Genomic DNA, 23,111 nt, shown 5'->3' on the forward strand with positions numbered 1-23,111 from the left:
TTACGTTTTTTCTCTATAGCGCCGCGCCGTTGCTGGCGATCACCTGCTTATACCAGTTAAAACTCTTTTTACGGGAGCGCCGTAACGTCCCTGTACCATCATCATGTTTATCCACATAGATGAAACCATAGCGCTTACTGTACTGCCCGGTGGTAAACGAAACGCAGTCGATACAGCCCCAGGGGGTATAGCCCATCAGTTCGACGCCGTCTTCCAGCACCGCTTTTTTCATCTGCTCGATGTGCGCCTTAAGGTAATCGATACGGTAATCGTCATGGATTTGTCCGTCGGCTTCTACCTTATCGACCGCGCCAAAGCCATTCTCGACGATGAACATCGGTTTTTGATAACGCTCGTAGAAGCTGTTCAGCGTGTAACGCAGGCCCACCGGGTCAATCTGCCAGCCCCATTCCGATGCGGAAACGTGCGGGTTTTTCACCGCGCCCGGAAAGCCGGCGATAGCATCATCAACGGCCTGATGTTGAGCGACATGTTGTACGGCATTACTCATGTAGTAGCTGAAACCCAGATAATCGGTGCAGCCGTCGCGCAAGGTTTTCTCATCTTCCGCCTGCATATCAATGTGATAGCCTTTTCTGGCCCACTCTTTCAAAATATACGCCGGGTAATATCCACGTAATTGCACGTCGCCAAACAGATGACGTTCGCGCATCGCTTCCTGCGCATACATCACATCATCCGGATGGCACGACCACGGATAGAGCGGCACCAGCGCCAGCATGCAGCCAATTTTGAAGTCAGGATTGATGTCATGCCCCAATTTCACCACCCTGGCGCTGGCCACAAACTGATGATGCAGCGTCTGGTACATGGCCTGTTCAGGATTCTCGTGCCCGGTGAACACCACGCCGGAACAACAATAACCAAACAGCGGATAACGCCAGTTACGCTGGTTATTGATTTCATTAAAGGTCATCCAGTATTTCACTTTGGATTGGTAGCGCTTCATCACCACTTCGCTGTAGCGCACAAAGAAATCCACCACTTTACGATTGAGCCAGCCGCCATAGTGTTTAACCAGGTGATATGGCATCTCGAAGTGGGAAAGCGTGATAACCGGCTCAATGTTGTGTTTCAGTAGTTCATCAAACAGATCGTCATAAAATTGCAGTCCGGCCTCATTGGGTTCCAGCTCATCTCCGTTGGGGAAAATACGGGTCCAGGCGATGGAGGTGCGGAAGCATTTGAAGCCCATTTCCGCAAATAGCGCAACGTCCTGTTTATAGTGGGAATAGAACTCCACCGCCTGATGATTCGGATAGCTGAATCCAGGCTGCACGCCATCGGTAATCACGCGGTCCACGCCGTGCGCGCCGCCGGACAATACGTCACAAATGCTGACGCCTTTCCCGCCTTGATCCCAACCACCTTCAACTTGATGCGCCGCTACCGCGCCGCCCCACAAAAAGTCTTTCGGTAATTGCTGAATAGACATCTCATATCCTTTTTAGGTTATGTTGAAAATCGACATACGCCGTTGAAAAATCATGGGCCGCGAACGGTATCGCCCTGCTTCAGAGCAGCCAATTCCCGATGCAAATAAACCAATTCCTCCACCAGATCGCGGCAAAGCATCGCGCTCATCAGGTGGTCCTGCGCATGAACCAGAATCAGATTGACCGGAATTTTCCCGCGGCCTTCATCCGCGCCAATCAATGCCGTTTGAATATGGTGAGCCTTGCGAGCCGCCACGGATGCCGCACTCAGCATCTGCTCTGTTTTTTCCCAGTCATGTTCTCTGGCCGCGCGCAGTGCTTCCATGGCGCCCGAACGCGCTTCTCCGGCATAAATAATCAGTTCCATGACGGTGTTTTCATCAAGTTCCATCAGTCACTCTCCCCGGTTTTCACTGTCTTTTTTTACTGGTTCAAAAGCTGACGTTTATTATTCAAGCAACATAGGGAACAATATGCAACCGGTTTCATATGAAGTTTCATAATCTTTGAACACGATCATAAACAGACGTGCCCGGTGATAAAACGATGACGTTTATTGTTCCATGATGATAAAAATGATGAATTTTTCTTTATAATGTCGGGCGCGTTTTATGTTAACGCTACGGCCAGTAGCCACTTTTTAGGAATAAAAAATGATAACCATGCTTGATGTAGCCAAGAGAGCAGGCGTATCAAAAGCAACCGTATCACGCGTGTTGACAGGGAATAACTACGTCCGTCAGACCACCAAAGACCGGGTTTTCAAGGCCATCGAAGAAATGGGATACCGGCCAAATTTGTTGGCGCGTCAACTCGCCACCAACAAATCCCAGAGCATTGGCCTGGTGGTTACCAACACCCTATACAACGGCCCTTATTTCAACGAATTACTGTTTCAGACAGCAACCATGACCGAGCAGCACGGACGCCAGTTAATCCTTGCTGATGGCAAACACAGTGCGGAAGAAGAGCGGCAGGCCATCGAATTCCTGCTCGATCTACGCTGTGATGCGGTCATCATCTACCCGCGTTTTCTGTCCATTGCCGCACTGGAAAGCATCATCGAGCAGCACGAACAGCCCATTATGGTGGTAAACCGGAAACTGAACCATCATGAGGAAAACGGCATCTGTGCCAACCATCAGCTGCACTGCTTTGACGCCGTTACTTACCTGATTGATCAAGGACATCGGGATATTGCGTTTATCCTTGGCGCGTCAGGCTCGCCCACGGGGGAGAGCCGCCTTGCGGGTTATCGGCAAGCACTGGCGGCACAAGGGATAGCCGTCAATGACGAACGGCTGGTTGAGGGCGACTGGACGCCGGAAAGTGGTTACGCCGCCGTGAAAACGCTGTACCAACGAGGTGTTACCTTCAGCGCACTGGTGGCCAGTAATGATGATATGGCCATTGGCGCGGCAAAAGCCTTTCGCGAAAAAGGCATCACGATACCGGATGATGTTTCTCTGCTGGGATTCGATGACCTGCCGATGGCGTCCTGGTCGCATCCGCCTTTGACGACCGTACATGTCCCGGTTGCAGAAATGATTAAATGCACGCTTGAGAAACTGCTTTGTATGCTGGACGGTAAAACCGCCACGCCTTCTCCCACATTTCAGGGATCGTTGATCATTCGCGAATCGGTTGGTAAAGGCCCGGCGGCTCGCTAGCCCCCCAATTCCCTTCATTGCCATGCGTGACTACCCGACAGGCGTATTTCATCATTCGATCCTGCCTTTATGCCTGCGCGTCATATTAAAGATATATGAAACTCCACGCTTTTTTTGTAAACAAGTTAAAGCCATAGGCCCTTCAGGCCGATGATATCGATGTGACTCGCATCACAAAAAAATGACACAGATCACATAAAGGAATTCCTAATAATACTGAAGGACACAGTAACTGATTGATTTTTATGTAAACAAAAAGCGCCATACAAGCGCTTATATCCCGGGGGGATATTATGCATATGTCAAATAAATTATTTCCAATTGAACACAGCAATCAAACCATCGTTTCAACCCACACTCCTTCAATAAAAAGAAAGCGCAGTACACAGGTGTTGATGTTATCCACGGGTATCGTCACTATCGCTCTCGGCTTCATCCTGACTATCGGTTTGCTGATCTGGCAATCCAGCCAGCAGCAAAAAACCATCGCTCAGCAATATCTGGAGCAGACGGCTTACACCAATAGCTATCTGATTCAACAAAAGCTGGATCTGGCCATCTCCGCTTCGCGCAATCTGGTTCAAAGCGTCATCAGCTTGCAGGAATCGGGTAATGCCGATCGAAAAATCGCAGAAACACTGCTGAAGAATGCACTGAAAAGTCACCCGGATTTCCTCTCCATGTCACTGGCATGGGAACCGGATGCCTTTGATGGGAAAGACCAAATCTATGCCGGACAACCCGATCAGGACCCTAACGGGCGATTTGTCCGTTATGTTGATCGTGATAATGCGGGAAATATTGCCCTGCATAATCTGGTTGATTATGAGACCCCCGGCAGCGGCGATTACTATCTGTTGCCGAGAAAACTTCAGAAAGAAGTGATTCTGGAGCCGTACAGCTACCCTTATAACGGCGTCGATGTGTTGCTGACGTCTTTGGCCGTTCCGATCATGATAAACAATAAGTTTTATGGTTCGGTCACGGCGGATTTTGCCCTGGATACGCTGCAACAGCTGACAAATCAAATTAAACCCTATCAAGGCACCGGGTATGCACAGCTTCTGTCGCACACCGGGGCATACATTTCTCATCCCGATCCAACCCGGATTACCCAAAAAATCGCGGATGACCCAACGCTGCTGGAACACGTGACTACCGGCAATCCATACCATATCGAGCAAGACAATCCGGTGTTAAATACTCCGGCGTTCGACGTTTATGTCCCGATTCACATTGGAAATACCGGCACGCCGTGGATGCTCGGCCTGTCAGCGCCGGTGGATGTGGTGATGGCGGAAACGGCGCGTCAGCGTAATCTGGCCTTACTGCTGATGGTACTCAGCATTGTGGTTGTCTCCGGTATTCTGGGCGTAATCTTTATTCGTAAAGTGGCGCGTCCCATTGGCGGTGAACCCGCTCAGGCCGCACAGATTGCGCTGTCCGTTGCGCAAGGCGATTTGACCAACACCATCCCGGTGCAGGCCAAAGACCAGAGCAGCATTTTTTACGCCATGTACACCATGCAGACGCAGCTGAGAGATATCGTGGAGCAACTGATCACCACCAGCGAATCCGTCAGCCACGGAGCAACCGAAATCACCGCGGGCAACACGGATCTGGCCTCACGTACCGAACAGCAGGCTGCGGCACTGGAAGAAACGGCGGCCAGCATGGAGCAGATTACGGCGACCGTGAAACAGAATGCGGATAATGCGCATAACGCGACGAATCTGGCGCAAAACGCCGCGCAAATCGCGCAAAAAGGCGATGCGATCGTGGGTCAGGTTGTTAACATCATGGGAGAGATTGACGACAGTTCGAAGAAAATCGCCGAGATAACCAGCATCATCAGCGGTATTGCCTTTCAGACCAATATTCTGGCGCTGAATGCGGCGGTGGAAGCGGCCCGGGCAGGTGAACAGGGACGCGGCTTCGCCGTTGTTGCCAATGAAGTACGCAACCTTGCCCAGCGCAGCGCGGATGCCGTGAAAGAGATTACCGGACTTATCGCCGAATCCGCCAACCGGGTGGACAATGGGGTCTCACTGGTGCAAAACGCGGGCACCACGATGCAGGAAATGCTGGAAGCAATTACGTCAGTAAAAGACATCATGGATGAAATTGTTTCGGCATCGGACGAACAGTCGCGCGGTATCAGTCAGGTCACACAGGCGGTGCATGAAATGGATGGCGTAACCCAGCAAAACGCCGCACTGGTACAGGAAGCGTCCGCCGCCGCGGCGTCACTGGAAGATCAGGCCAAACGGCTCGCGCAAACCGTGCTGGTCTTCAAGCTCTCCTGATCGCTCTCCGGCCGGCTCCGCCAGCCCGGAGAGCGAACAACGTCAGGGGCGTTGCCATTGGCCTCCCCTTTGTTTCAGCCGTCTCTTATACACCAATGTAGGGACGCTGACGGGGTTGGCCGTTACCGACGAAGGCACCGCGCAGCGGCATAATTCAGCCGGAAGCCGGGGTTCATAGGGGGCTGGCGTTTGAGCCCCCTGTGTCGGGCGCGAACTACGATATAGTATAGAAATGGCGGCATTGCGGCGCACGACACTGCCGCTGAGTCCGCATAAAAAAGTGACCAGGAGACAGCGTTTGTCAGGGGAAGGCGCTCTCGGTTGCCGTCTTGCTGCCACTCGAATTATTTAGAGCATAGGACGCTAATAATATGAGCAATATGCTAATCTTGTTCCCTATCTGCCCCAGGGAGCGACGCCCCGCTGTTGTGTCTGCTCTCTCGATAACCCAACCTAATCCGCTATAAATAAAATGAAATTGATAAAACTTCCGCTACTGGCGCAAATTTCATCGGCCCATCTGGTGAGTCACTTTCACATGATGGTGTTGCCTGCACTTATTCCTTTGCTGTCAGAGCAGCGGGATATCAGTTTCGTCCAGTTGGGTTTCGCCCTTAGCGTGTTCAACATCGTTTCCGCGTGCGTACAAACCCCGATTGGCTTTGTGGTCGATCGCATCGGCGCCCGGCGTACCCTGATTGCCGGCCTCACGCTCGGCAGCCTGTGTTTTCTTTCGCTGAGTTTTTCCAACAGCTATGCCTGGCTGATCGCGTCCATGGCGCTGGCCGGCGTTGCCAACGCCGTCTATCACCCGGCGGATTATGCCCTGCTATCACGCGGTATCGACGAGAAACGCATGGGAAGAGCGTTCTCCGTTCACACTTTCTCCGGCTTTTTCGGCACCGCCATTGCTCCCGGTATTCTACTGACGATTGCCGCTTTCAGCGGCATTGACAGTGCGTTTATCGTTTCCGGCATCATTGGGCTGGCGACGATTCCGTTGTTATTAACCGAAAGCGATCGCCCGGCCCGCGTTCCGAATGCAACGCAGGGCGCCAAACCGGCAGACAAGCCGCGAATACCGCTATTTACCCTGCCAATCATGGCGCTGCTGGTGTTATTCCTGCTGTTAAACCTGAGCACCGGTTCGATTCAGAATTTCTCGGTGACCGCCTTTGTCACCGGCTACGATTTGCCTTTATCACAGGCCAACGTGGTGCTGACGGCTTTCCTGTTTGCCAGTGCTTTTGGCGTATTGGCTGGCGGCGCGCTGGCGGATAAAACCCGTCGTCACGGCCTGGTGGCGACCGCCGCATTGGCATTAACCGCCTGCCTGATCAGCATCGTCGCCATTTATCCGCTGCCGGCATCGGTATTGATTCCACTGCTGGCTATCGCAGGCTTCCTGTCCGGCATGATCGCGCCATCACGCGACATGCTGGTACGCGCCGCGTCACCCGTCGGTGCGGAGGGGCGTGTTTTCGGCATCGTTTCCACCGGCTTTAACATCGGCGGGGCGACCGGTCCGATATTGTTTGGATGGTTGCTCGATCATGGTTATCCGCGGGCCATTTTCTGGTCGGCGGTGATTTTTATGCTGATTACCGCACTTATCACGCTACGACAGGAGCTGCGCGGCGCCAGACAACGCGCCATTGCCTGATCAAAACAAAAGGTAATAGCGTTTCCGTTAGTGGAGAATATCGGCTATCAGGCCTCTGATACCGGGCTCGGCTATGGTCGGGAGCTATCAGTACGTTGGCGGGCATTACCAGAAAAATCAATTCAGCAAACGCCATTCCCGCGCCTGATTAATCGCTTGAATGCGGCCGCTCACCTGGAGTTTTGCATATACCTGCTTCAGGTGCCACTTTACGGTCTCGACCGAGATGCCCAGCGAGCGGGCGATACCTTTGTTTGAATAGCCATCGGCGATTAGCTGTAGCGTTTGTTGCTCTCGTTCGGTTAAGCGCCGGCACTGAGACTGCGCGATATCGTCTTTATCCGGCGAACGTCCGACGTCGTCAGCGGCCTGTTGCAGTAATTCCGCGGCCATGTTGGCCAGTTCACCATTGGGCGCCAGTTTCCTGCGGACATGGTTTAGCAGAGGCAACAGATCCGGGCCCGCATCCAACAGGCTACGCTGGAGTTTTTGCTGCATCGCCCGTTGTAACAATGGTTTGAAAACCGCACCCGCCTGCTCTTCCTCGCCTGCCTGCCATAACGCGACCGATTGCAGAACCCTTAAACGCAAGGCGGATAACCATTCCCCGCATTGTTCCTGCTCGCTTGCCAACGAGTGAATGATATCGGCCGCGGCCAGCGGGTCGCCATCGGCAATAAGCAAACGGCTCTGGCTTAAGCGAAGATGATGGGAAATCACTTTCAGACCCAGCGTATCTTTCTCTGCCCCGGCTTCTCCGGCTAACGTCTGCAACTGACCCAGCAGGAGTCTGGCGCCGTCAACATCCCCTTGCCGGAGACGAATCGTCAGCCTCTCTGCCAGCAACGGCCCCCTCGCCCGAGACCATCCCCGGCTAATAGTCAGTTTTTCAGCATGAAACAGCAACGGCTCTGCTTCCTCCGGCTGGTCGTTTAGCTGTGCCTGACGCGCCAGAATGATATAACACCGGCTAAGGCCATCGGGCGGAGAGAAGTTATCGATCATCTCCAGCCGCAGCGTGAGCAACGCATCAATCCGGCTCACCTCCCCTTGCTCCCAGGCGATTTCAGCCAGAATCGGCGCAAGCGTTGCACCGCTGCTGGAATGGGTCCCGGTATGCTGTTCCGCATAACGCAATGCCTGAGACGCCTGACGCTCGGCTTCCAACAGGTTGCCCTGACGGAGATAGCCCTGAGCCACAACGAAAGCACGGTAAACCTCAACGAACAGGTTGCGGTTCACTACTTTTGTGCCGGGCATGCGGCATTGCACATCCAGCGCCTTTTCCGGACGTAGATCCACCAAATGACAATAGCTGAGAATATTGCACACCAGGCCATCGACCCAGATGTCGCCGCAGGGCACTTCCCGCAGTAACGGCTCGGCAATGGCGATACTTTGAGGAATATTTTCAGCGAAGGCTTCGCAAATGGCCCGCACCACGCGCAACTTAACCCAGGTGCTGTGGGCCAGATCGCCGCGGTTGGCTTCAACCAAGACGTCTAACGTATCAAGCAACTGGCGGGAATCGTTAAAACGAAAATGATGCGCCAGCGCCCAGGCCAGGTTGAGTTGCAGGTCAATGCGGGTAGGGTCCGGACTGGCGGGCAGATAGCGCATCCAGCGCACCAGCGTATCAATGTCTCCTTCCTCGGCCAGTGATTGCGCCCCCGCCTCGGCATGCTTACTGCCGGTTTTGCCTGCGGCCAGGGCGTGACGCACCGCCTCAGCCCACAGCTGTTGGCCGGCAAACCAGTTACTGGCCCGCTCATGCAAGACCCGGCTATCTTTATGCGCAGCGTGTTGCAACCGGTTAAGCAACGTATCGCGCATAAGCGGATGGTAACGGAACCAGAATCCGCCTTCGTCCAGCGCGGAAAGAAACAGATTGTGCTGCTCTATCCAGGCTAACATCGCCTCACCGTTGCTCCGTCCGGTCACGGCATTGCACAACGCGGGATTAAGACGATTGAGAATAGAGGTACATAGCAGGAAATCGAACACATCGGGTGGCAACGGTTCAAAAATCACCTCTTCCAGATAGCGGGTGATAGTCCGTGAACCTTCACTCAGGCTGTCCATAAAGTGGCTGGCGTTGATGCGCCAGCCGGCTGACAGGGTGGCAATCTTCATACCCGCGATCCAGCCTTCGGTCAGAGAGATAAGACGCTGAATATCCTGCTTTCTCGTCGTCTGCGGCGCTGAATCCATAAAGTAGGCGTTGGCTTCCACGCAGGTGAAACGCAGGTCATTATCGTCTATTTCCGCCAGTTGCCCCTGAACCTGCAAACGGCTCAGCGCCAGCGGGGGACGAAAACGGCTACCGATAATCAGGTGCAAAGAAGAGGGGGCATGGTTAAGGAGGTACGCCAGTCCGTCATGTACCTCACGGTGGCTAATATCCTGATAATCATCCAGAATCAGGTAAAGTGGGTGCGGACAAAGGTGTAATTGATTAATGAGCTCCGCCAGAAACATCGAAAAATCAGCGGGTAGATCCCCCAGCAGATACCGCCGGAAGGCGGTGCTCCAGCCGTTATACAGCGGCCGCAACGCCTCCAGCAGATAACGCATAAATAGCAGCGGCGCGCTGTCGTCGTCTTCAAGGCTTAGCCAGGCGACCGCATCGCCCTGCTGCTGGCGGCGGCGATACCACTGCGCAAGCAGCGTGGTTTTGCCAAATCCTGCGGCGGCGCAAACCAGCGTCAGGCTGCATGACTCTGCTGCGTCAAGCCGTTGCAATAAGCGATCGCGCTGCAACAACATCCCCGGCGAGCGCGGGGGTGTAAGTTTGGTGAGGATCAGCGGGAGCTTGCGCGTAAAGCGAAAAGGTTCTTCATTAGCGAATGCCGCAAGCGGGTAATGTGTTGGGGGCAAGCGCTCCATACGTGCCAATACCTCTTTATTCAGTCTGTATTTTAAGTGTACCCAATAGAGGTAAACGGAACCAAGATTAACCCGCAATAACTTGTCCCCATCCGCATTTGCCCCCCCATACCCCCCCACCAGAGGGGTTATGCCGCGTTTGCAGGCGCCTATAAAGTGAATTGTCTTCCGCAACCGGTGTTCAACGCCTCGGTCAACAGTACCGGCGAGGGACAACATTGAGGACGGAAAGAGGGAAGCTGAATAAACAACCGTTGTTACAGGCTTATCGCAAAATGCGCGAAATGCGTGAATTTGAAGAGCGCCTGCACGCTGAAAATCGGCAAATTTGCCTATCGGGGAAACGGTAAAGCAATCATTGGTTTTTTTTAATCAGTACGAGGTGGATACAAAATATGGCTATCGGAAATAAAGTAGCGTTGGTGACCGGCGCCGGGCAAGGTATTGGACGTAGCATCGCATTGCGTATGGCCAGAGATGGCGCATCGCTGATGCTGGTCGACGTTAACCGTTCCGGGCTGGATGCGGTAGCCGCCGAGGTGGAAGCATTGGGGCGTAAAGTGGCAACCTTTGTTGCTGATATTACCGATCGTGCTCAGGTTTATGAGTCTATCGATCTGGCCGAACAACAATTGGGAGGGTTTGACATTATTGTCAACAATGCAGGCATGGCGCAGGTGCAGGCACTGGCTGACGTTACCCCGGAAGAAGTCGATCGCATCATGCGGGTCAACGTTCAGGGGACGCTCTGGGGGATTCAGGCCGCGGCGAAGAAATTTATCGACAGAAAACAGAACGGCAAAATCATTAATGCCTGTTCCATTGCGGGTCATGATGGCTTTGCCTTACTCGGTATTTATTCGGCAACGAAATTTGCCGTGCGCGCGTTGACGCAGGCCGCAGCCAAAGAATATGCCAGCCGGGGAATTACGGTGAATGCTTATTGCCCGGGGATTGTCGGTACCGGCATGTGGCAGGAGATCGATCGCCGTTTCTCAGAAATTACCGGAACGCCTCTTGGCGAAACTTACAAAAAGTATGTTGACGGTATTGCACTTGGCCGCGCAGAAACGCCGGATGATGTGGCAGGTCTGGTGTCGTATCTGGCTGGGCCGGATTCTGACTATATCACCGGACAATCTATCCTGATTGATGGCGGTATTGTTTATCGTTAAGCCTTTTTTGCCAGGCCGCTTTCGCCGGGGAAAGCGGTTTTTTAGTCTTTACTGAATGGCGGAGAAATCTCGCCGCAAAATCGACACCAATAATAAGCCGGCATCCTGTCGGGCAGGATGCCGGCTTAGTCAGTAACATGACGAAAAGGTGTATCAGATATCGATATTCATCGCCTTCAGCGCGTTCTCTTCGATAAACGCACGGCGAGGTTCAACCGCATCCCCCATCAGCGTGGTAAACAGCTCATCCGCCGCAATCGCATCTTTAACCGTAACCCGTAACATACGACGGCTGGTCGGATCCATGGTGGTTTCCCACAGCTGTTCCGGGTTCATTTCTCCCAGACCTTTGTAACGTTGGATGGCCAAGCCGCGACGGGACTCTTTCACCAGCCAATCCAGCGCCTGTTCAAAGCTGGCTACCGGTTGACGACGCTCACCACGCTCAATGTAAGCATCTTCTTCGATCAGGCCACGCAGTTTTTCGCCCAACTGATTCAGCTTACGGTACTCGCCACCGGCGATGAAGCTTGCGCCCAGCAGATAGTCGGTATCCACGCCGTGGGTACGTACGCGCAAAGCCGGTTCAAAAATCTGACGTTCCTGATCTTCACGAATCACGAAGCTATAGGCGCTGCCATGCACTTCCTGTTCATTCAGGCTGGCAGCCAGCGCTTCAATCCACGACTGTACTTTTGCCCGATCGCTCAAATCCGCTTCAGCCAGCGTCGACTGGTAGATTAAGCAATTGAGTAATGCGCGCGGGAACCGACGCTCCATACGGCCAATCATTTTCTGCACCGCGTAATGCTCTAAAACCAGTTTCTCCAACGGTTCGCCAGCCAGCGCCGGGGCGTGAGCATTGGCGTGCAACGTCGCCCCGTCCAGCGCCAGCGCAATCTGGTACTGATCCATGGCTTCATCGTCTTTGATGTACTGCTCTTGCTTACCTTTCTTCACTTTGTACAACGGCGGCTGCGCGATATACACGTGACCACGTTCAATGATTTCAGGCAGTTGACGATAGAAGAAGGTCAACAGCAGCGTACGGATGTGAGAACCATCGACGTCGGCATCGGTCATGATAATGATGCTGTGATAACGCAGTTTGTCCGGGTTGTATTCATCCCGGCCAATGCCGCAACCCAGCGCCGTAATCAGCGTCGCCACTTCCTGTGAAGACAGCATCTTGTCAAAACGCGCTTTCTCAACGTTCAGGATCTTACCTTTCAGCGGCAGAATCGCCTGATTCTTACGGTTACGTCCCTGCTTGGCAGAGCCGCCCGCCGAATCCCCTTCCACCAGGTAGAGTTCGGACAGCGCCGGGTCGCGTTCCTGACAGTCCGCCAGTTTCCCCGGCAGACCGGCCAGATCGAGCGCCCCCTTACGACGCGTCATATCGCGCGCCTTGCGCGCCGCTTCACGGGCGCGGGCGGCGTCAATGATTTTGCCCACGACAATCTTGGCGTCCGATGGGTTTTCCATCAGATAGTCCACCAGCTTCTCGTTCATCAACGATTCAACCGCGGTTTTCACCTCGGAGGAAACCAGCTTGTCTTTGGTCTGTGAGGAGAATTTGGGATCGGGTACTTTCACCGATACCACAGCAATCAGACCTTCGCGCGCATCGTCGCCGGTGGCGCTGATCTTGGCCTTTTTACTGTAGCCTTCTTTATCCATGTAGGTGTTCAGCGTACGGGTCATCGCGGCGCGGAAACCGGCCAGGTGCGTCCCCCCGTCACGCTGCGGAATGTTGTTGGTAAAACAGTAAATATTTTCCTGAAAACCATCATTCCACTGTAGCGCCACTTCAACACCGATATCGTCTTTCACCGTGGAAAAATAGAACACGGTCGGATGGATTGGCGTTTTATTCCGGTTGAGATAATCGACAAACGCTTTGATCCCGCCTTCATAGTGGAAGTGATCGGCCTTGTCTTTTTCACGTTCGTCAATCAGACGGATCGATACGCCGGAGTTCAGGAACGACAGTTCACGCAGACGCTTGGCCAGAATCTCATATTCGAATTCCACCACGTTGGTGAAGGTTTCCAGGCTCGGCCAGAAACGGACCGTCGTACCGGTTTTCTCGCTATCGCCCACCACTTTCAGCGGTGCCTGGGCGACGCCGTGGCGATAGGTCTGTTCATGGACTTTGCCTTCGCGGCGAATCACCAGTTCCAGTTTTTCAGACAGGGCGTTAACGACCGACACCCCGACGCCGTGCAAACCGCCGGAGACTTTATAGGAGTTGTCATCAAACTTGCCGCCAGCATGCAGCACCGTCATGATCACTTCCGCGGCGGATATCCCTTCTTCTTCATGAATACCGGTAGGAATACCACGGCCATCATCCTGTACCGAGACGGAGTTATCAGCGTGGATGGTGATGACAATATCTTTACAATAGCCAGCGAGCGCCTCGTCGATAGCGTTGTCCACAACCTCGAATACCATGTGATGCAGACCGGTACCATCATCCGTATCGCCGATATACATTCCTGGGCGTTTACGTACCGCATCCAGCCCTTTCAATACCTTGATACTTGAGGAGTCATAAGAATTCGACATCAACGTTTCCCGCTTATTTTAGTCCTGTGATTGAACCGTTATTTTACCCTGTTCCACGCGGAACATCTTGCCCTTTTCACCAACCATGTCGTCTATCTGTTCAGCGCTGACTGCGCTCACAAACACCTGTGCATGAGTGGCTTTTAACCGTTCAGCCAGCAAACGGCGGCGGGTACTATCCAGTTCGGAAGCAAAATCATCGATCAGATACAGACAGCGCAGTCCGTTCTGACGGGTGAGGAACTCACCCTGGGCCAATCTTAATGCGCACATCAGCAGCTTTAGCTGACCGCGGGATAACATATCCTCAACGGCCACGCCGCTGGCGCGGATGCGAAAGTCGGCTTTATGTGGCCCAAGCGCCGTGTAGCCTAACAGCCGGTCACGTTCAAACTGACGTTCCAGCAGTTCGGCATACTCACTCTCTTTGTCCCAACCTCGCTGGAACGAAAACCCGAGAGAAAACTCAGGCAGGAATTGCATACAGGTCGCCGTGATATCTTCAATAATCGCTTCACTATACTGCGCCCGCCATTCGCTGATACGCTGAGCCAAAGGCGCCAATTCCTGATCCCAGGCCCTGAGTTGACCATAATGGCTCACCTGACGCAGCGCCGCATTACGCTGACGCAGCAGGCGTTTCATATTGCTCCAGGCGGAGAAAAAACCGGGTTCGTTATGAAAACAGCCCCAGTCGAGAAAAGCACGGCGGAATTTCGGCCCGCCATTCAGCAGGGTAAAACCTTCGGGAGTGATCAGCTGAATCGGCAACAGCTGCGCGAGCTCAGCCACTTTATGGCCGTCGCTGCCGTCAATGCGCACTTTACTGTCGCCCTGACGGTTTTTACTCAACCCGACAGATCGCTCTTTTTCCGCGCTGTCGATACGGCCGTGCAATATAAATTCATCCCGATCGTGGCGGATAACGCGCGCCGCCTGCACGCTGCGAAACGCCCGGCCATGCCCCAGCGTATAAATCGCTTCCAGCACGCTGGTTTTGCCACTGCCGTTCGCCCCGACCAAAAAGTTAAAGCCGGGAGCCAGCGCCAGATCGGCCGCTTCAATATTACGGAAATCTTTAATCAGAAGACGAGTAAGCGCCATGCGACTACTTCATGTGGTCAAAGACGTGATTGTCGCAGACAGAGTGGGAACGGGCGCCGCGCCGAACCCATGTCCGCGGCAATAGCGAACACGGCCAATCCCAATCTGGCAAGTAAAATAGCCCGCCATAATACTAGAGGCGCATGGGCATAACGACATAGGCGGCCGCCCGGCTGGCGCCATCTTCAATCTGCACGCTGGAAACAGAGTCGGTCAGCAACAGGCGAACATCCTCGCTCTTCAGCGCGTTCAGTACGTCCAGAACGTAGCTGACGTTGAACCCGATCTCCATCTCGGTCCCCTCATACTGCACATCCAGAATCTCTTCCGCCTCTTCCTGTTCAGGATTATTCGCGGTGATCTTCAACTGGTTGTGGATGAGGTGCAAACGTACGCCGCGGAACTTCTCATTCGACAGAATGGCGGCGCGCGAGAACGCCTGCTTGAGCAAATCACAGCTGGCTTCCAGCGTTTTATCCGGGTTTTTCGGTAAAACACGGCGATAATCGGGGAAACGACCGTCAACCAGCTTGGAAGTAAAGATAAAATCGCCGACATGCGCACGGATATTGTTACTGCCGATTTGCAGTTGCAGCAGCGCATCACCGCCATCCAGCAAACGAACCAGCTCCATCACGCCTTTACGCGGCACAATCACCGAATGCGACGGCAGAGACTGTCCTACCGGCATTGCGCAAACGGCCAGCCGATGACCGTCGGTCGCTACGGTGCGCAATTCTTCGCCTTCGGTTTCAAACAGCATACCGTTAAGGTAGTAACGCACATCCTGATGCGCCATCGAAAACTGCGTGGCCTCAATCAGACGCTTCAGCGTTGCCTGAGGCAGTGAAAATTCAACGTCGCTCTGCCAGTCATCCAGATTGGGAAAATCCGCCGCAGGCAGGGTCGACAGCGAAAAACGGCTGCGGCCGGAACGCACCAACATGCGATCGCCATCCAGCATGACGGTGATTTCCGCACCGTCCGGCAAACCACGGCAGATATCAAACAGTTTACGGGCCGGTACCGTCGTCGCGCCCGGCTCATGCGGTTGCGTAAGCGCGACTTTGGCCACCATCTCCATCTCGAGATCGGTACCGGTCAGTGACAACGCCCCTTCGGTCACCTGTATCAACAGGTTGCCCAGAATAGGTAACGTAGGCCGGCCGCCCAACGGGCTGCTGACCTGCTGCAATGGCTTTAACAGATGTTCGCGTTCAACAATAAATTTCATCATGTTATGAAGATAGGGTTCTGATTAAATTGGAAAAATCTTCTTTGATGTCGTGACTTTCCTCACGCAGCTGTTCGATTTTACGACAGGCATGCAACACCGTAGTATGGTCACGTCCACCAAACGCATCGCCGATTTCCGGCAGGCTATGGTTGGTCAGCTCTTTGGCCAGCGCCATCGCCATCTGACGTGGGCGCGCCACTGAACGGGAACGACGTTTAGACAACAGATCGGCAACTTTGATTTTATAATATTCCGCCACTGTCTTCTGAATATTGTCGATAGTAACCAGTTTTTCCTGCAATGCCAGCAGATCGCGCAGCGCTTCACGCACAAAATCAATGGTGATGGAACGGCCGGTAAAGTTGGCATTGGCGATAACCCGGTTCAAGGCGCCTTCCAGCTCGCGCACGTTGGAGCGCAGGCGTTTGGCGATAAAGAAAGCCACTTCGCCGGGCAGACGAATATCGTTTTCATCCGCTTTCTTCATCAGAATCGCCACGCGCGTTTCCAGCTCCGGCGGTTCAATGGCAACGGTCAGACCCCATCCAAAACGGGATTTCAGGCGATCTTCCACGCCGTTGATCTCTTTCGGATAGCGATCGGATGTCAAAATGATTTGCTGATTACCTTCCAGCAGGGCATTGAACGTATGGAAGAACTCTTCCTGAGAACGCTCTTTGTTGGCAAAAAACTGAATGTCATCAATCAGTAACGCATCGACAGAGCGGTAATAACGCTTGAACTCTTCAATCGCATTGTTCTGCAACGCTTTCACCATATCCTGAACAAAGCGTTCAGAATGCATGTAAACCACTTTCGCGTTAGCTTTGCGGGCAATAATGCCGTTGCCTACCGCATGCAACAAGTGCGTTTTCCCCAGCCCGGTGCCGCCATACAAAAACAGCGGATTGTAGGCGCCGCCCGGATTATCGGCGACCTGGCGGGCGGCGGCGCGCGCCAGCTGGTTTGACTTACCTTCAACAAAGTTGTCAAACGTATGCTTGGGGTTCACATTGGAACGATAGGTATGTTCAGCCTGCACCGGCGAATTATCCCAGCTTGGGCGTACCGGCGCCAAACGGGTCTGCGATACGGCGGCCATACTAACATTACTATTATTATGGTGATTGACCGGCTGGCTCACGGCCTGAACCAAAGGTTTGCTCCCAACCTCAAAACGCAGCAAAGGGGCGTCCATCCCGCAAAAATCATTGAGCAATCCATTGATGTTATTCAAATATTTATCACGAACCCAATCCAGAACGAAGCGATTAGGGGCGTAGAGCGCCAGAGTGTTATCACTCAGCTCCGCCTGTAACGGGCGTATCCACATACTGAATTCTGTGGCAGGTAACTCATCCTGCAAACGGGCAAGACACTGCTGCCAAAGCGAAAGCGACACGGCGGACTCCACTCGAACAAGAACGATCAAAAAGAAAAGAATAAGAAACGTTATTTATGTGACTCATGATTTTGGCGCCCTCTCCCACTCAATGTAATGGAAGACAGACGCACCGCGTTACCCATAAGCGGTTTACCGTGACGATCCCGACGAAGGATCGCCAACGGGACGGCGGATCATAACCTAATCCGGAGAAGAGATCCTCCCCTTCTGCACAGTTTCGATCCTTTTTATCCACAGGCTATTCTTATAGCAGCCTGTGAGACAAACTATAACGATCGGATTCTGCTGACCTTATGCCAGCCGGTGCGGGACGTGCTCAAGAATAAACCCGATGATAAGATCGTTACGGTGACCGCGATCATGATCTTGCGGGAGAGATCGTCGTAGGATCCTTGCGCTTTATTATAGAGTCCGTATAATTCCCTGCCCGCGCGTCCACGCCTGTTTTCTGTGCTCGGCCAGACAGAAATCCAAAAAATAATTGGCATGGCTGGCAGGTAAAGTGTGATGTTAATTGACTCGGGACTGTACAATTATTACAATCCCGCCTCTTTGTTATATGCGATTGAGGCGTCGGTCATTGTCACGCCGAGTAGCCAAACGCGTTTACTGTGAAGTCGTGTTTATTCCCCGCACCAGCAGGGATAGACCGTTAATTATCCAAGTTTAGGTAGAAATCGCCATGAAACGCACTTTCCAACCGTCCGTATTGAAGCGTAACCGTAGCCACGGTTTCCGTGCTCGTATGGCCACTAAAAATGGTCGTCAGGTTCTGGCCCGCCGTCGTGCGAAAGGCCGTACTCGTCTGACTGTTTCTAAGTAATACAAGCTAACCCACCGAGTGGTTAAGCTCGCTTTTCCCAGGGAGTTACGTTTGTTAACTCCCAGCCATTTCACTTTCGTCTTCCAGCAACCGCAACGGGCTGGCACGCCGCAAATCACTATCCTCGGCCGCCTGAACACGCTGGGGCATCCCCGCATCGGTCTTACCGTCGCCAAAAAGCATGTCAAACGTGCTCATGAACGCAATCGGATTAAACGCCTGACGCGCGAAAGCTTTCGCCTGCATCAACATTCATTGCCATCAATGGATTTTGTGGTCATTGCGAAAAAAGGGGTGTCTGAACTGGATAACCGAACACTGACGGAAGCGTTGGAAAAACTATGGCGTCGGCACTGTCGTTTGGCTCTCGCCTGCTGATCGGGTTGATACGCGGTTATCAACTCGTTATCAGTCCGTTACTTGGACCACATTGCCGGTTCCGGCCAACGTGTTCACAATACGGAATTGAGGCAATACGCAGGTTCGGCATGATAAAAGGCAGTTGGTTGACGCTCAAACGCGTATTAAAATGCCACCCTTTGAACCCTGGTGGTGATGATCCCGTACCGCCAAAAACCGACAATAACAGAGAACATTAACGATGGATTCGCAACGCAATCTTCTTCTCATCGCTCTGCTATTCGTGACCTTTATGATCTGGCAAGCCTGGGAAACGGACAAAAATCCGCCGGCGACCACGCAGGCCATACAGCAGGCGACGAATGCAGCAACCGGTGATGCTACCAATCAGGGCGTACCGGCCAGCGGTCAAGGTCAACTGATCACGGTGAAAACCGACGTGCTGTCTTTGACCATCAATACCCGCGGTGGTGACATTGAGCAAGCACATCTGCTGACTTATCCGGACACGTTGGGTTCAGATAATCCCTTCCTGCTGCTGGAAACCACGCCAGAGTTTGTCTATCAGGCGCAAAGCGGTCTGACCGGCAAGAACGGTCCGGATAACCCGGCGAATGGTCCGCGTCCATTGTTTACCGTCACCCAGGATCATTTTGAACTGGCTGAGGGTCAAAACGAACTGCGTATTCCGATGACCTACACCGCAGAGGACGGCGTTGTCTACACCAAAACGTTTGTTCTGAAACGTGGTGACTATGCACTGAATGTTGACTACAGCATCGACAACGCCAGTGCACAGCCGTTGGAACTGACCCTGTTCGGCCAGTTGAAGCAATCCATCGATTTACCCAAACATCGCGATACCGGCAGCAGCAACTTTGCCCTGCATACTTATCGTGGCGCCGCGTTCTCTTCCAGCGAAGATAAATACAAGAAATATAGCTTCAGCGACATGGATGAGAACCTGAACATCACCACCAACGGTGGCTGGGTCGCCATGCTGCAACAATACTTTGCTACCGCATGGATCCCGACAACCGCAGGCGACAACACATTTTATTCCTCCCGGTTGGGCAATGGACAGGCGGCTATCGGCTTCAAATCCACACCGGTTGTCGTACCGGCAGGCAGCCAGCAAAATCTGAACGCTACTCTGTGGGTTGGCCCGGAAATTCAGGACAAGATGGCCGCTGTTGCGCCACATCTGGACCTGACCGTGGATTACGGCTGGCTGTGGTTTATTTCTCAGCCGCTGTTTAAACTGCTGAAATTCCTGCACGGCTTTATCGGCAACTGGGGCTTCTCCATCATTGCCATCACCTTTATCGTGCGCGGTATCATGTACCCGCTGACCAAAGCGCAATACACCTCCATGGCGAAAATGCGCATGCTGCAACCCAAATTGCAGGCGATGCGTGAGCGTATTGGTGACGACAAACAGCGCATGAGTCAGGAAATGATGGCGCTGTACAAGTCAGAAAAAGTTAACCCGCTGGGCGGCTGTTTCCCGCTGTTGATTCAGATGCCAATCTTCCTGGCGCTGTACTACATGCTGATGGGCTCCGTTGAACTGCGTCATGCGCCGTTCGCCCTGTGGATTCATGACCTGTCCGCGCAAGACCCGTACTATATTCTGCCGATTCTGATGGGCGTGACGATGTTCTTCATTCAGAAGATGTCGCCGACTACCGTTACCGACCCGATGCAGCAGAAGATCATGACTTACATGCCGGTCATTTTCACGGTGTTCTTCCTGTGGTTCCCGTCTGGTCTGGTGCTGTACTATATCGTCAGCAACCTGGTGACCATCATTCAGCAGCAGCTGATCTACCGTGGTTTGGAAAAACGTGGCTTGCATAGCCGCGAGAAGAAATAATTCCGGGATTGCCACGACAATAACGAAAACAAGGCGGTCATTGACCGCCTTGTTTTTTATCGGCTGCGTTTCCCGCAACGACACGTAAAATAGCCTGACAACAGGTGCCAATACAGAGAGAACATCATGAGTCATACCGATACCATCGTTGCCCAAGCCACGCCACCGGGACGCGGCGGGGTAGGTATTTTACGCGTTTCCGGGCAGTCGGCTTCAGCCGTAGCCGAAGCCGTTTTAGGCAAACTTCCCAAACCGCGTTACGCCGACTATCTACCGTTTCGGGATGCTGATGGCACGACGCTCGATCAGGGTATTGCTCTCTGGTTCCCCGGCCCGAACTCCTTTACCGGTGAAGACGTGCTGGAACTACAGGGACACGGTGGCCCCGTCATTCTTGATTTGTTGTTGAAACGTATTCTGACGTTGCCCGACGTGCGTATTGCACGCCCCGGCGAGTTCTCTGAGCGCGCCTTTCTTAACGACAAACTCGATCTGGCACAGGCCGAAGCTATCGCCGATTTGATTGATGCCAGCTCCGAACAGGCAGCGCGTTCTGCGCTGAACTCACTGCAAGGCGCCTTTTCCAACCGGATTAATCATCTGGTTGAAGCGTTGACGCACCTGAGAATCTACGTTGAAGCCGCCATCGACTTTCCGGATGAAGAAATCGATTTTCTCTCTGATGGCAAAATTGAAGCTCAGCTCAACAATGTGATGGACGATTTGGACGCAGTCAGAACCGAAGCGCATCAAGGCAGCCTGCTGCGTGAAGGAATGAAAGTCGTGATAGCGGGACGTCCAAATGCCGGCAAATCAAGTTTGCTCAACGCGTTAGCAGGCAGAGAAGCCGCCATCGTAACCGATATTGCCGGCACCACCCGCGATGTCTTGCGCGAGCATATCCATATTGACGGTATGCCGCTGCACATCATTGATACTGCCGGCCTACGCGACGCCAACGATGAAGTCGAACGCATCGGTATTGAACGCGCCTGGCAGGAAATCGAACAGGCCGACCGCGTGCTGTTTATGGTCGACGGCACCACCACCCAGGCGATTGAACCTGCCGCCATCTGGCCCGAATTCATGGCGCGCTTGCCAACAACCCTGCCGATTACCGTGGTGCGTAACAAAGCCGATATCACCGGCGAGAAGCTGGGCATTGAGAATGTGAATACTTACTCACTTATTCGCCTCTCCGCGCGTACCGGGGAAGGTATCGACACGCTGCGCGATCACCTCAAACAAAGCATGGGATTCACCAGCAACACTGAGGGTGGCTTTCTGGCACGTCGCCGCCACTTGCAGGCACTGGAACAGGCCGCCCAGCATCTGATTCAGGGTAAAGAACAACTGGTAAGCGCCTATGCGGGGGAGCTACTGGCTGAGGAATTGCGGCTGGCTCAGCAGGCTCTGAGCGAAATCACGGGCGAATTCACTTCTGACGATCTTCTGGGGCGTATTTTCTCCAGCTTCTGCATCGGCAAGTAACGCTGAGTCTGTAAGCGTCCACTCACTTCCACTGACCCCGCATAGCGCCTTGTTATGCGGGATTTTTTGTTCCATCGATGTCTGTTCGCTTCCATCGAGAGCCAGGGATTTTTGTGTCCATAGCCATTTTTCCCTGTGTCACGGGCCGTAAGGTCTGGCGCTTACGCTATTGATCTGGCCCATCAAACAGAAGCGCACCAATAAATAACATTATTAATCAAATAGATAAAACCATATTCCAGCTTCTGCATCTTCCGCATCAACTATAATTATTTGTTCAAATATTGTTCTATCGCGATGTGCAAGATAAACTAGTAAAAGGTAACACCTTGTACTCCTTATGAGGCCGGCACATGTCAACATCAAGCACCACACTCAAAATCGACGACAGCCTTAAAGAACGTGTTAAAAAACTGGCGGCTTCACGCGATCGTAGCCCGCATTATCTGATGATTACCGCTATCACTCAATACATTGAGCGTGAAGAGGCGCGTGAAAGCTTTAAACAGGAAGCGCTTGATTCCTGGCGTGAATATCAGGAAACCGGCCTGCATCTGACTGGAGATGAAATCAAAACCTGGCTGCGTGGTTGGGGAACAGAAGCGGAAACGGACATTCCTGAATGCCACAAGTGATCATCACTCAACGAGCGGCAACGGGATTAACTCGCTGTCGTGAGTTTCTGACCAATAAAAATCCGCTGGTAGCCATCAGGGCCGGCCAGGTGCTCGAAGCGCATTTTGAGCAACTGGGAAATAGCCCAGAAATGGGTCGCCCTTTAACCGAACTGCCGGTATTGCGAGAACTGATGATTGAATTCGGCGATTCCGGCTATGTGGCGTTGTACCGCTACGAGAAAATAGAAGACCGTATTTATATGCTGGCCTTTCGCCATCAGAAAGAAGCAGGGTATTAATCCGCAAGAAATCATTGTGTTATAAGCAATTTCCGTTTTGTGTCCATAATTTGCCCACCACACAAAAATACGACAACAAATACAATTGCAAATCAATCAGATATCCACGATTTCCAGCTTCCTATCGTCCACGCTTCAAAGCAGTTACAACCATGACCCCCCTCGAGTTCC

General features: G+C 53.0%; 18 protein-coding genes and 1 pseudogene. 12 read left to right on the plus strand and 7 right to left on the minus strand.

Annotated features, from left to right (window positions below):
• Positions 1-13: 13 nt before the first annotated feature.
• The gene (locus DDT52_RS11445; RefSeq protein ID WP_136156465.1) at positions 14-1,456 is read right to left on the minus strand and encodes a 6-phospho-beta-glucosidase; all 1,443 of its coding nucleotides are present in this window, start codon (positions 1,454-1,456) and stop codon (positions 14-16) included.
• A 50-nt stretch (positions 1,457-1,506) separates the two neighbouring features.
• Positions 1,507-1,848 (minus strand): PTS lactose/cellobiose transporter subunit IIA, encoded by a 342-nt coding sequence (locus DDT52_RS11450; RefSeq protein ID WP_136156466.1) that lies wholly within the window; start codon positions 1,846-1,848, stop codon positions 1,507-1,509.
• 262 nt (positions 1,849-2,110) lie between these two features.
• Between DDT52_RS11450 and DDT52_RS11455 the strand changes: the two genes are divergently transcribed.
• The 3 genes from DDT52_RS11455 to DDT52_RS11465 all read left to right on the plus strand — a co-directional run bounded on the left by DDT52_RS11455 (position 2,111) and on the right by DDT52_RS11465 (position 7,096).
• A complete protein-coding gene (locus tag DDT52_RS11455; protein ID WP_136156467.1) occupies positions 2,111-3,127 on the plus strand; it encodes a LacI family DNA-binding transcriptional regulator in 1,017 nt (338 codons plus the stop codon).
• Positions 3,128-3,426: 299 nt separating this feature from the next.
• A complete protein-coding gene (locus DDT52_RS11460) occupies positions 3,427-5,433 on the plus strand; it encodes a methyl-accepting chemotaxis protein (protein ID WP_136156468.1) in 2,007 nt (668 codons plus the stop codon).
• Positions 5,434-5,905: 472 nt separating this feature from the next.
• A complete protein-coding gene (locus DDT52_RS11465; RefSeq protein ID WP_136156469.1) occupies positions 5,906-7,096 on the plus strand; it encodes an MFS transporter in 1,191 nt (396 codons plus the stop codon).
• Between the two features lie 117 nt (positions 7,097-7,213).
• Here DDT52_RS11465 and DDT52_RS11470 read toward each other — a convergent pair whose 3' ends face one another.
• A complete protein-coding gene (locus tag DDT52_RS11470; protein WP_136156470.1) occupies positions 7,214-9,982 on the minus strand; it encodes a winged helix-turn-helix domain-containing protein in 2,769 nt (922 codons plus the stop codon).
• Between the two features lie 239 nt (positions 9,983-10,221).
• Here DDT52_RS11470 and DDT52_RS21175 point away from each other — a divergent pair.
• Both DDT52_RS21175 and DDT52_RS11475 read left to right on the plus strand, forming a co-directional pair.
• Positions 10,222-10,302 (plus strand): annotated as a pseudogene (locus DDT52_RS21175) (hypothetical protein); the annotation flags it as partial.
• 75 nt (positions 10,303-10,377) lie between these two features.
• Positions 10,378-11,157 carry an acetoin reductase gene (locus DDT52_RS11475; protein ID WP_136156471.1) on the plus strand — a complete coding sequence of 260 codons (780 nt, stop codon included), beginning with the start codon at positions 10,378-10,380 and terminating at the stop codon, positions 11,155-11,157.
• A gap of 153 nt (positions 11,158-11,310) precedes the next feature.
• Here DDT52_RS11475 and gyrB read toward each other — a convergent pair whose 3' ends face one another.
• The 4 genes from gyrB to dnaA form a co-directional block, all read right to left on the minus strand.
• On the minus strand, positions 11,311-13,728 hold the full coding sequence (gene gyrB / locus DDT52_RS11480) for a DNA topoisomerase (ATP-hydrolyzing) subunit B (protein ID WP_136156472.1): 2,418 nt from the start codon (positions 13,726-13,728) through the stop codon (positions 11,311-11,313).
• Between the two features lie 18 nt (positions 13,729-13,746).
• Entirely contained in the window at positions 13,747-14,832 is a 1,086-nt protein-coding gene (gene recF / locus DDT52_RS11485) for a DNA replication/repair protein RecF (RefSeq protein ID WP_136156473.1), read from the minus strand.
• A gap of 133 nt (positions 14,833-14,965) precedes the next feature.
• Complete coding sequence (gene dnaN, locus DDT52_RS11490) at positions 14,966-16,066, minus strand: DNA polymerase III subunit beta (RefSeq protein WP_136156558.1); 1,101 nt, start codon at positions 16,064-16,066, stop codon at positions 14,966-14,968.
• Between the two features lie 4 nt (positions 16,067-16,070).
• A complete protein-coding gene (gene dnaA, locus DDT52_RS11495) occupies positions 16,071-17,471 on the minus strand; it encodes a chromosomal replication initiator protein DnaA (protein ID WP_136156474.1) in 1,401 nt (466 codons plus the stop codon).
• A 685-nt stretch (positions 17,472-18,156) separates the two neighbouring features.
• On the opposite strand from dnaA, the gene rpmH reads away from it, so the two are divergent.
• The 7 genes from rpmH (at position 18,157) to DDT52_RS11530 (ending at position 22,940) form a co-directional block, all read left to right on the plus strand.
• Positions 18,157-18,297, plus strand: a complete 141-nt coding sequence (rpmH, locus tag DDT52_RS11500; RefSeq protein WP_004093983.1) for a 50S ribosomal protein L34 — start codon at positions 18,157-18,159, stop codon at positions 18,295-18,297.
• Between the two features lie 18 nt (positions 18,298-18,315).
• The gene (gene rnpA, locus DDT52_RS11505; RefSeq protein ID WP_109054433.1) at positions 18,316-18,675 is read left to right on the plus strand and encodes a ribonuclease P protein component; all 360 of its coding nucleotides are present in this window, start codon (positions 18,316-18,318) and stop codon (positions 18,673-18,675) included.
• On the plus strand, positions 18,639-18,896 hold the full coding sequence (yidD, locus tag DDT52_RS11510) for a membrane protein insertion efficiency factor YidD (protein ID WP_009115145.1): 258 nt from the start codon (positions 18,639-18,641) through the stop codon (positions 18,894-18,896). Before rnpA ends, yidD begins: the two co-directional genes overlap by 37 nt.
• Positions 18,897-18,898: 2 nt before the next feature.
• Positions 18,899-20,533 carry a membrane protein insertase YidC gene (gene yidC, locus DDT52_RS11515; RefSeq protein WP_136156475.1) on the plus strand — a complete coding sequence of 545 codons (1,635 nt, stop codon included), beginning with the start codon at positions 18,899-18,901 and terminating at the stop codon, positions 20,531-20,533.
• Between the two features lie 126 nt (positions 20,534-20,659).
• Positions 20,660-22,024 carry a tRNA uridine-5-carboxymethylaminomethyl(34) synthesis GTPase MnmE gene (mnmE, locus tag DDT52_RS11520; protein WP_136156476.1) on the plus strand — a complete coding sequence of 455 codons (1,365 nt, stop codon included), beginning with the start codon at positions 20,660-20,662 and terminating at the stop codon, positions 22,022-22,024.
• Between the two features lie 353 nt (positions 22,025-22,377).
• Positions 22,378-22,659 carry a CopG family ribbon-helix-helix protein gene (locus DDT52_RS11525; RefSeq protein ID WP_136156477.1) on the plus strand — a complete coding sequence of 94 codons (282 nt, stop codon included), beginning with the start codon at positions 22,378-22,380 and terminating at the stop codon, positions 22,657-22,659.
• The gene (locus tag DDT52_RS11530) at positions 22,647-22,940 is read left to right on the plus strand and encodes a type II toxin-antitoxin system RelE/ParE family toxin (RefSeq protein ID WP_136156478.1); all 294 of its coding nucleotides are present in this window, start codon (positions 22,647-22,649) and stop codon (positions 22,938-22,940) included. The genes DDT52_RS11525 and DDT52_RS11530 overlap by 13 nt, the downstream gene beginning before the upstream one ends.
• Positions 22,941-23,111: the final 171 nt, after the last annotated feature.

Source organism: Brenneria roseae subsp. roseae (genome assembly GCF_003115845.1).
Taxonomy (GTDB): Bacteria; Pseudomonadota; Gammaproteobacteria; order Enterobacterales; family Enterobacteriaceae; genus Brenneria; species Brenneria roseae.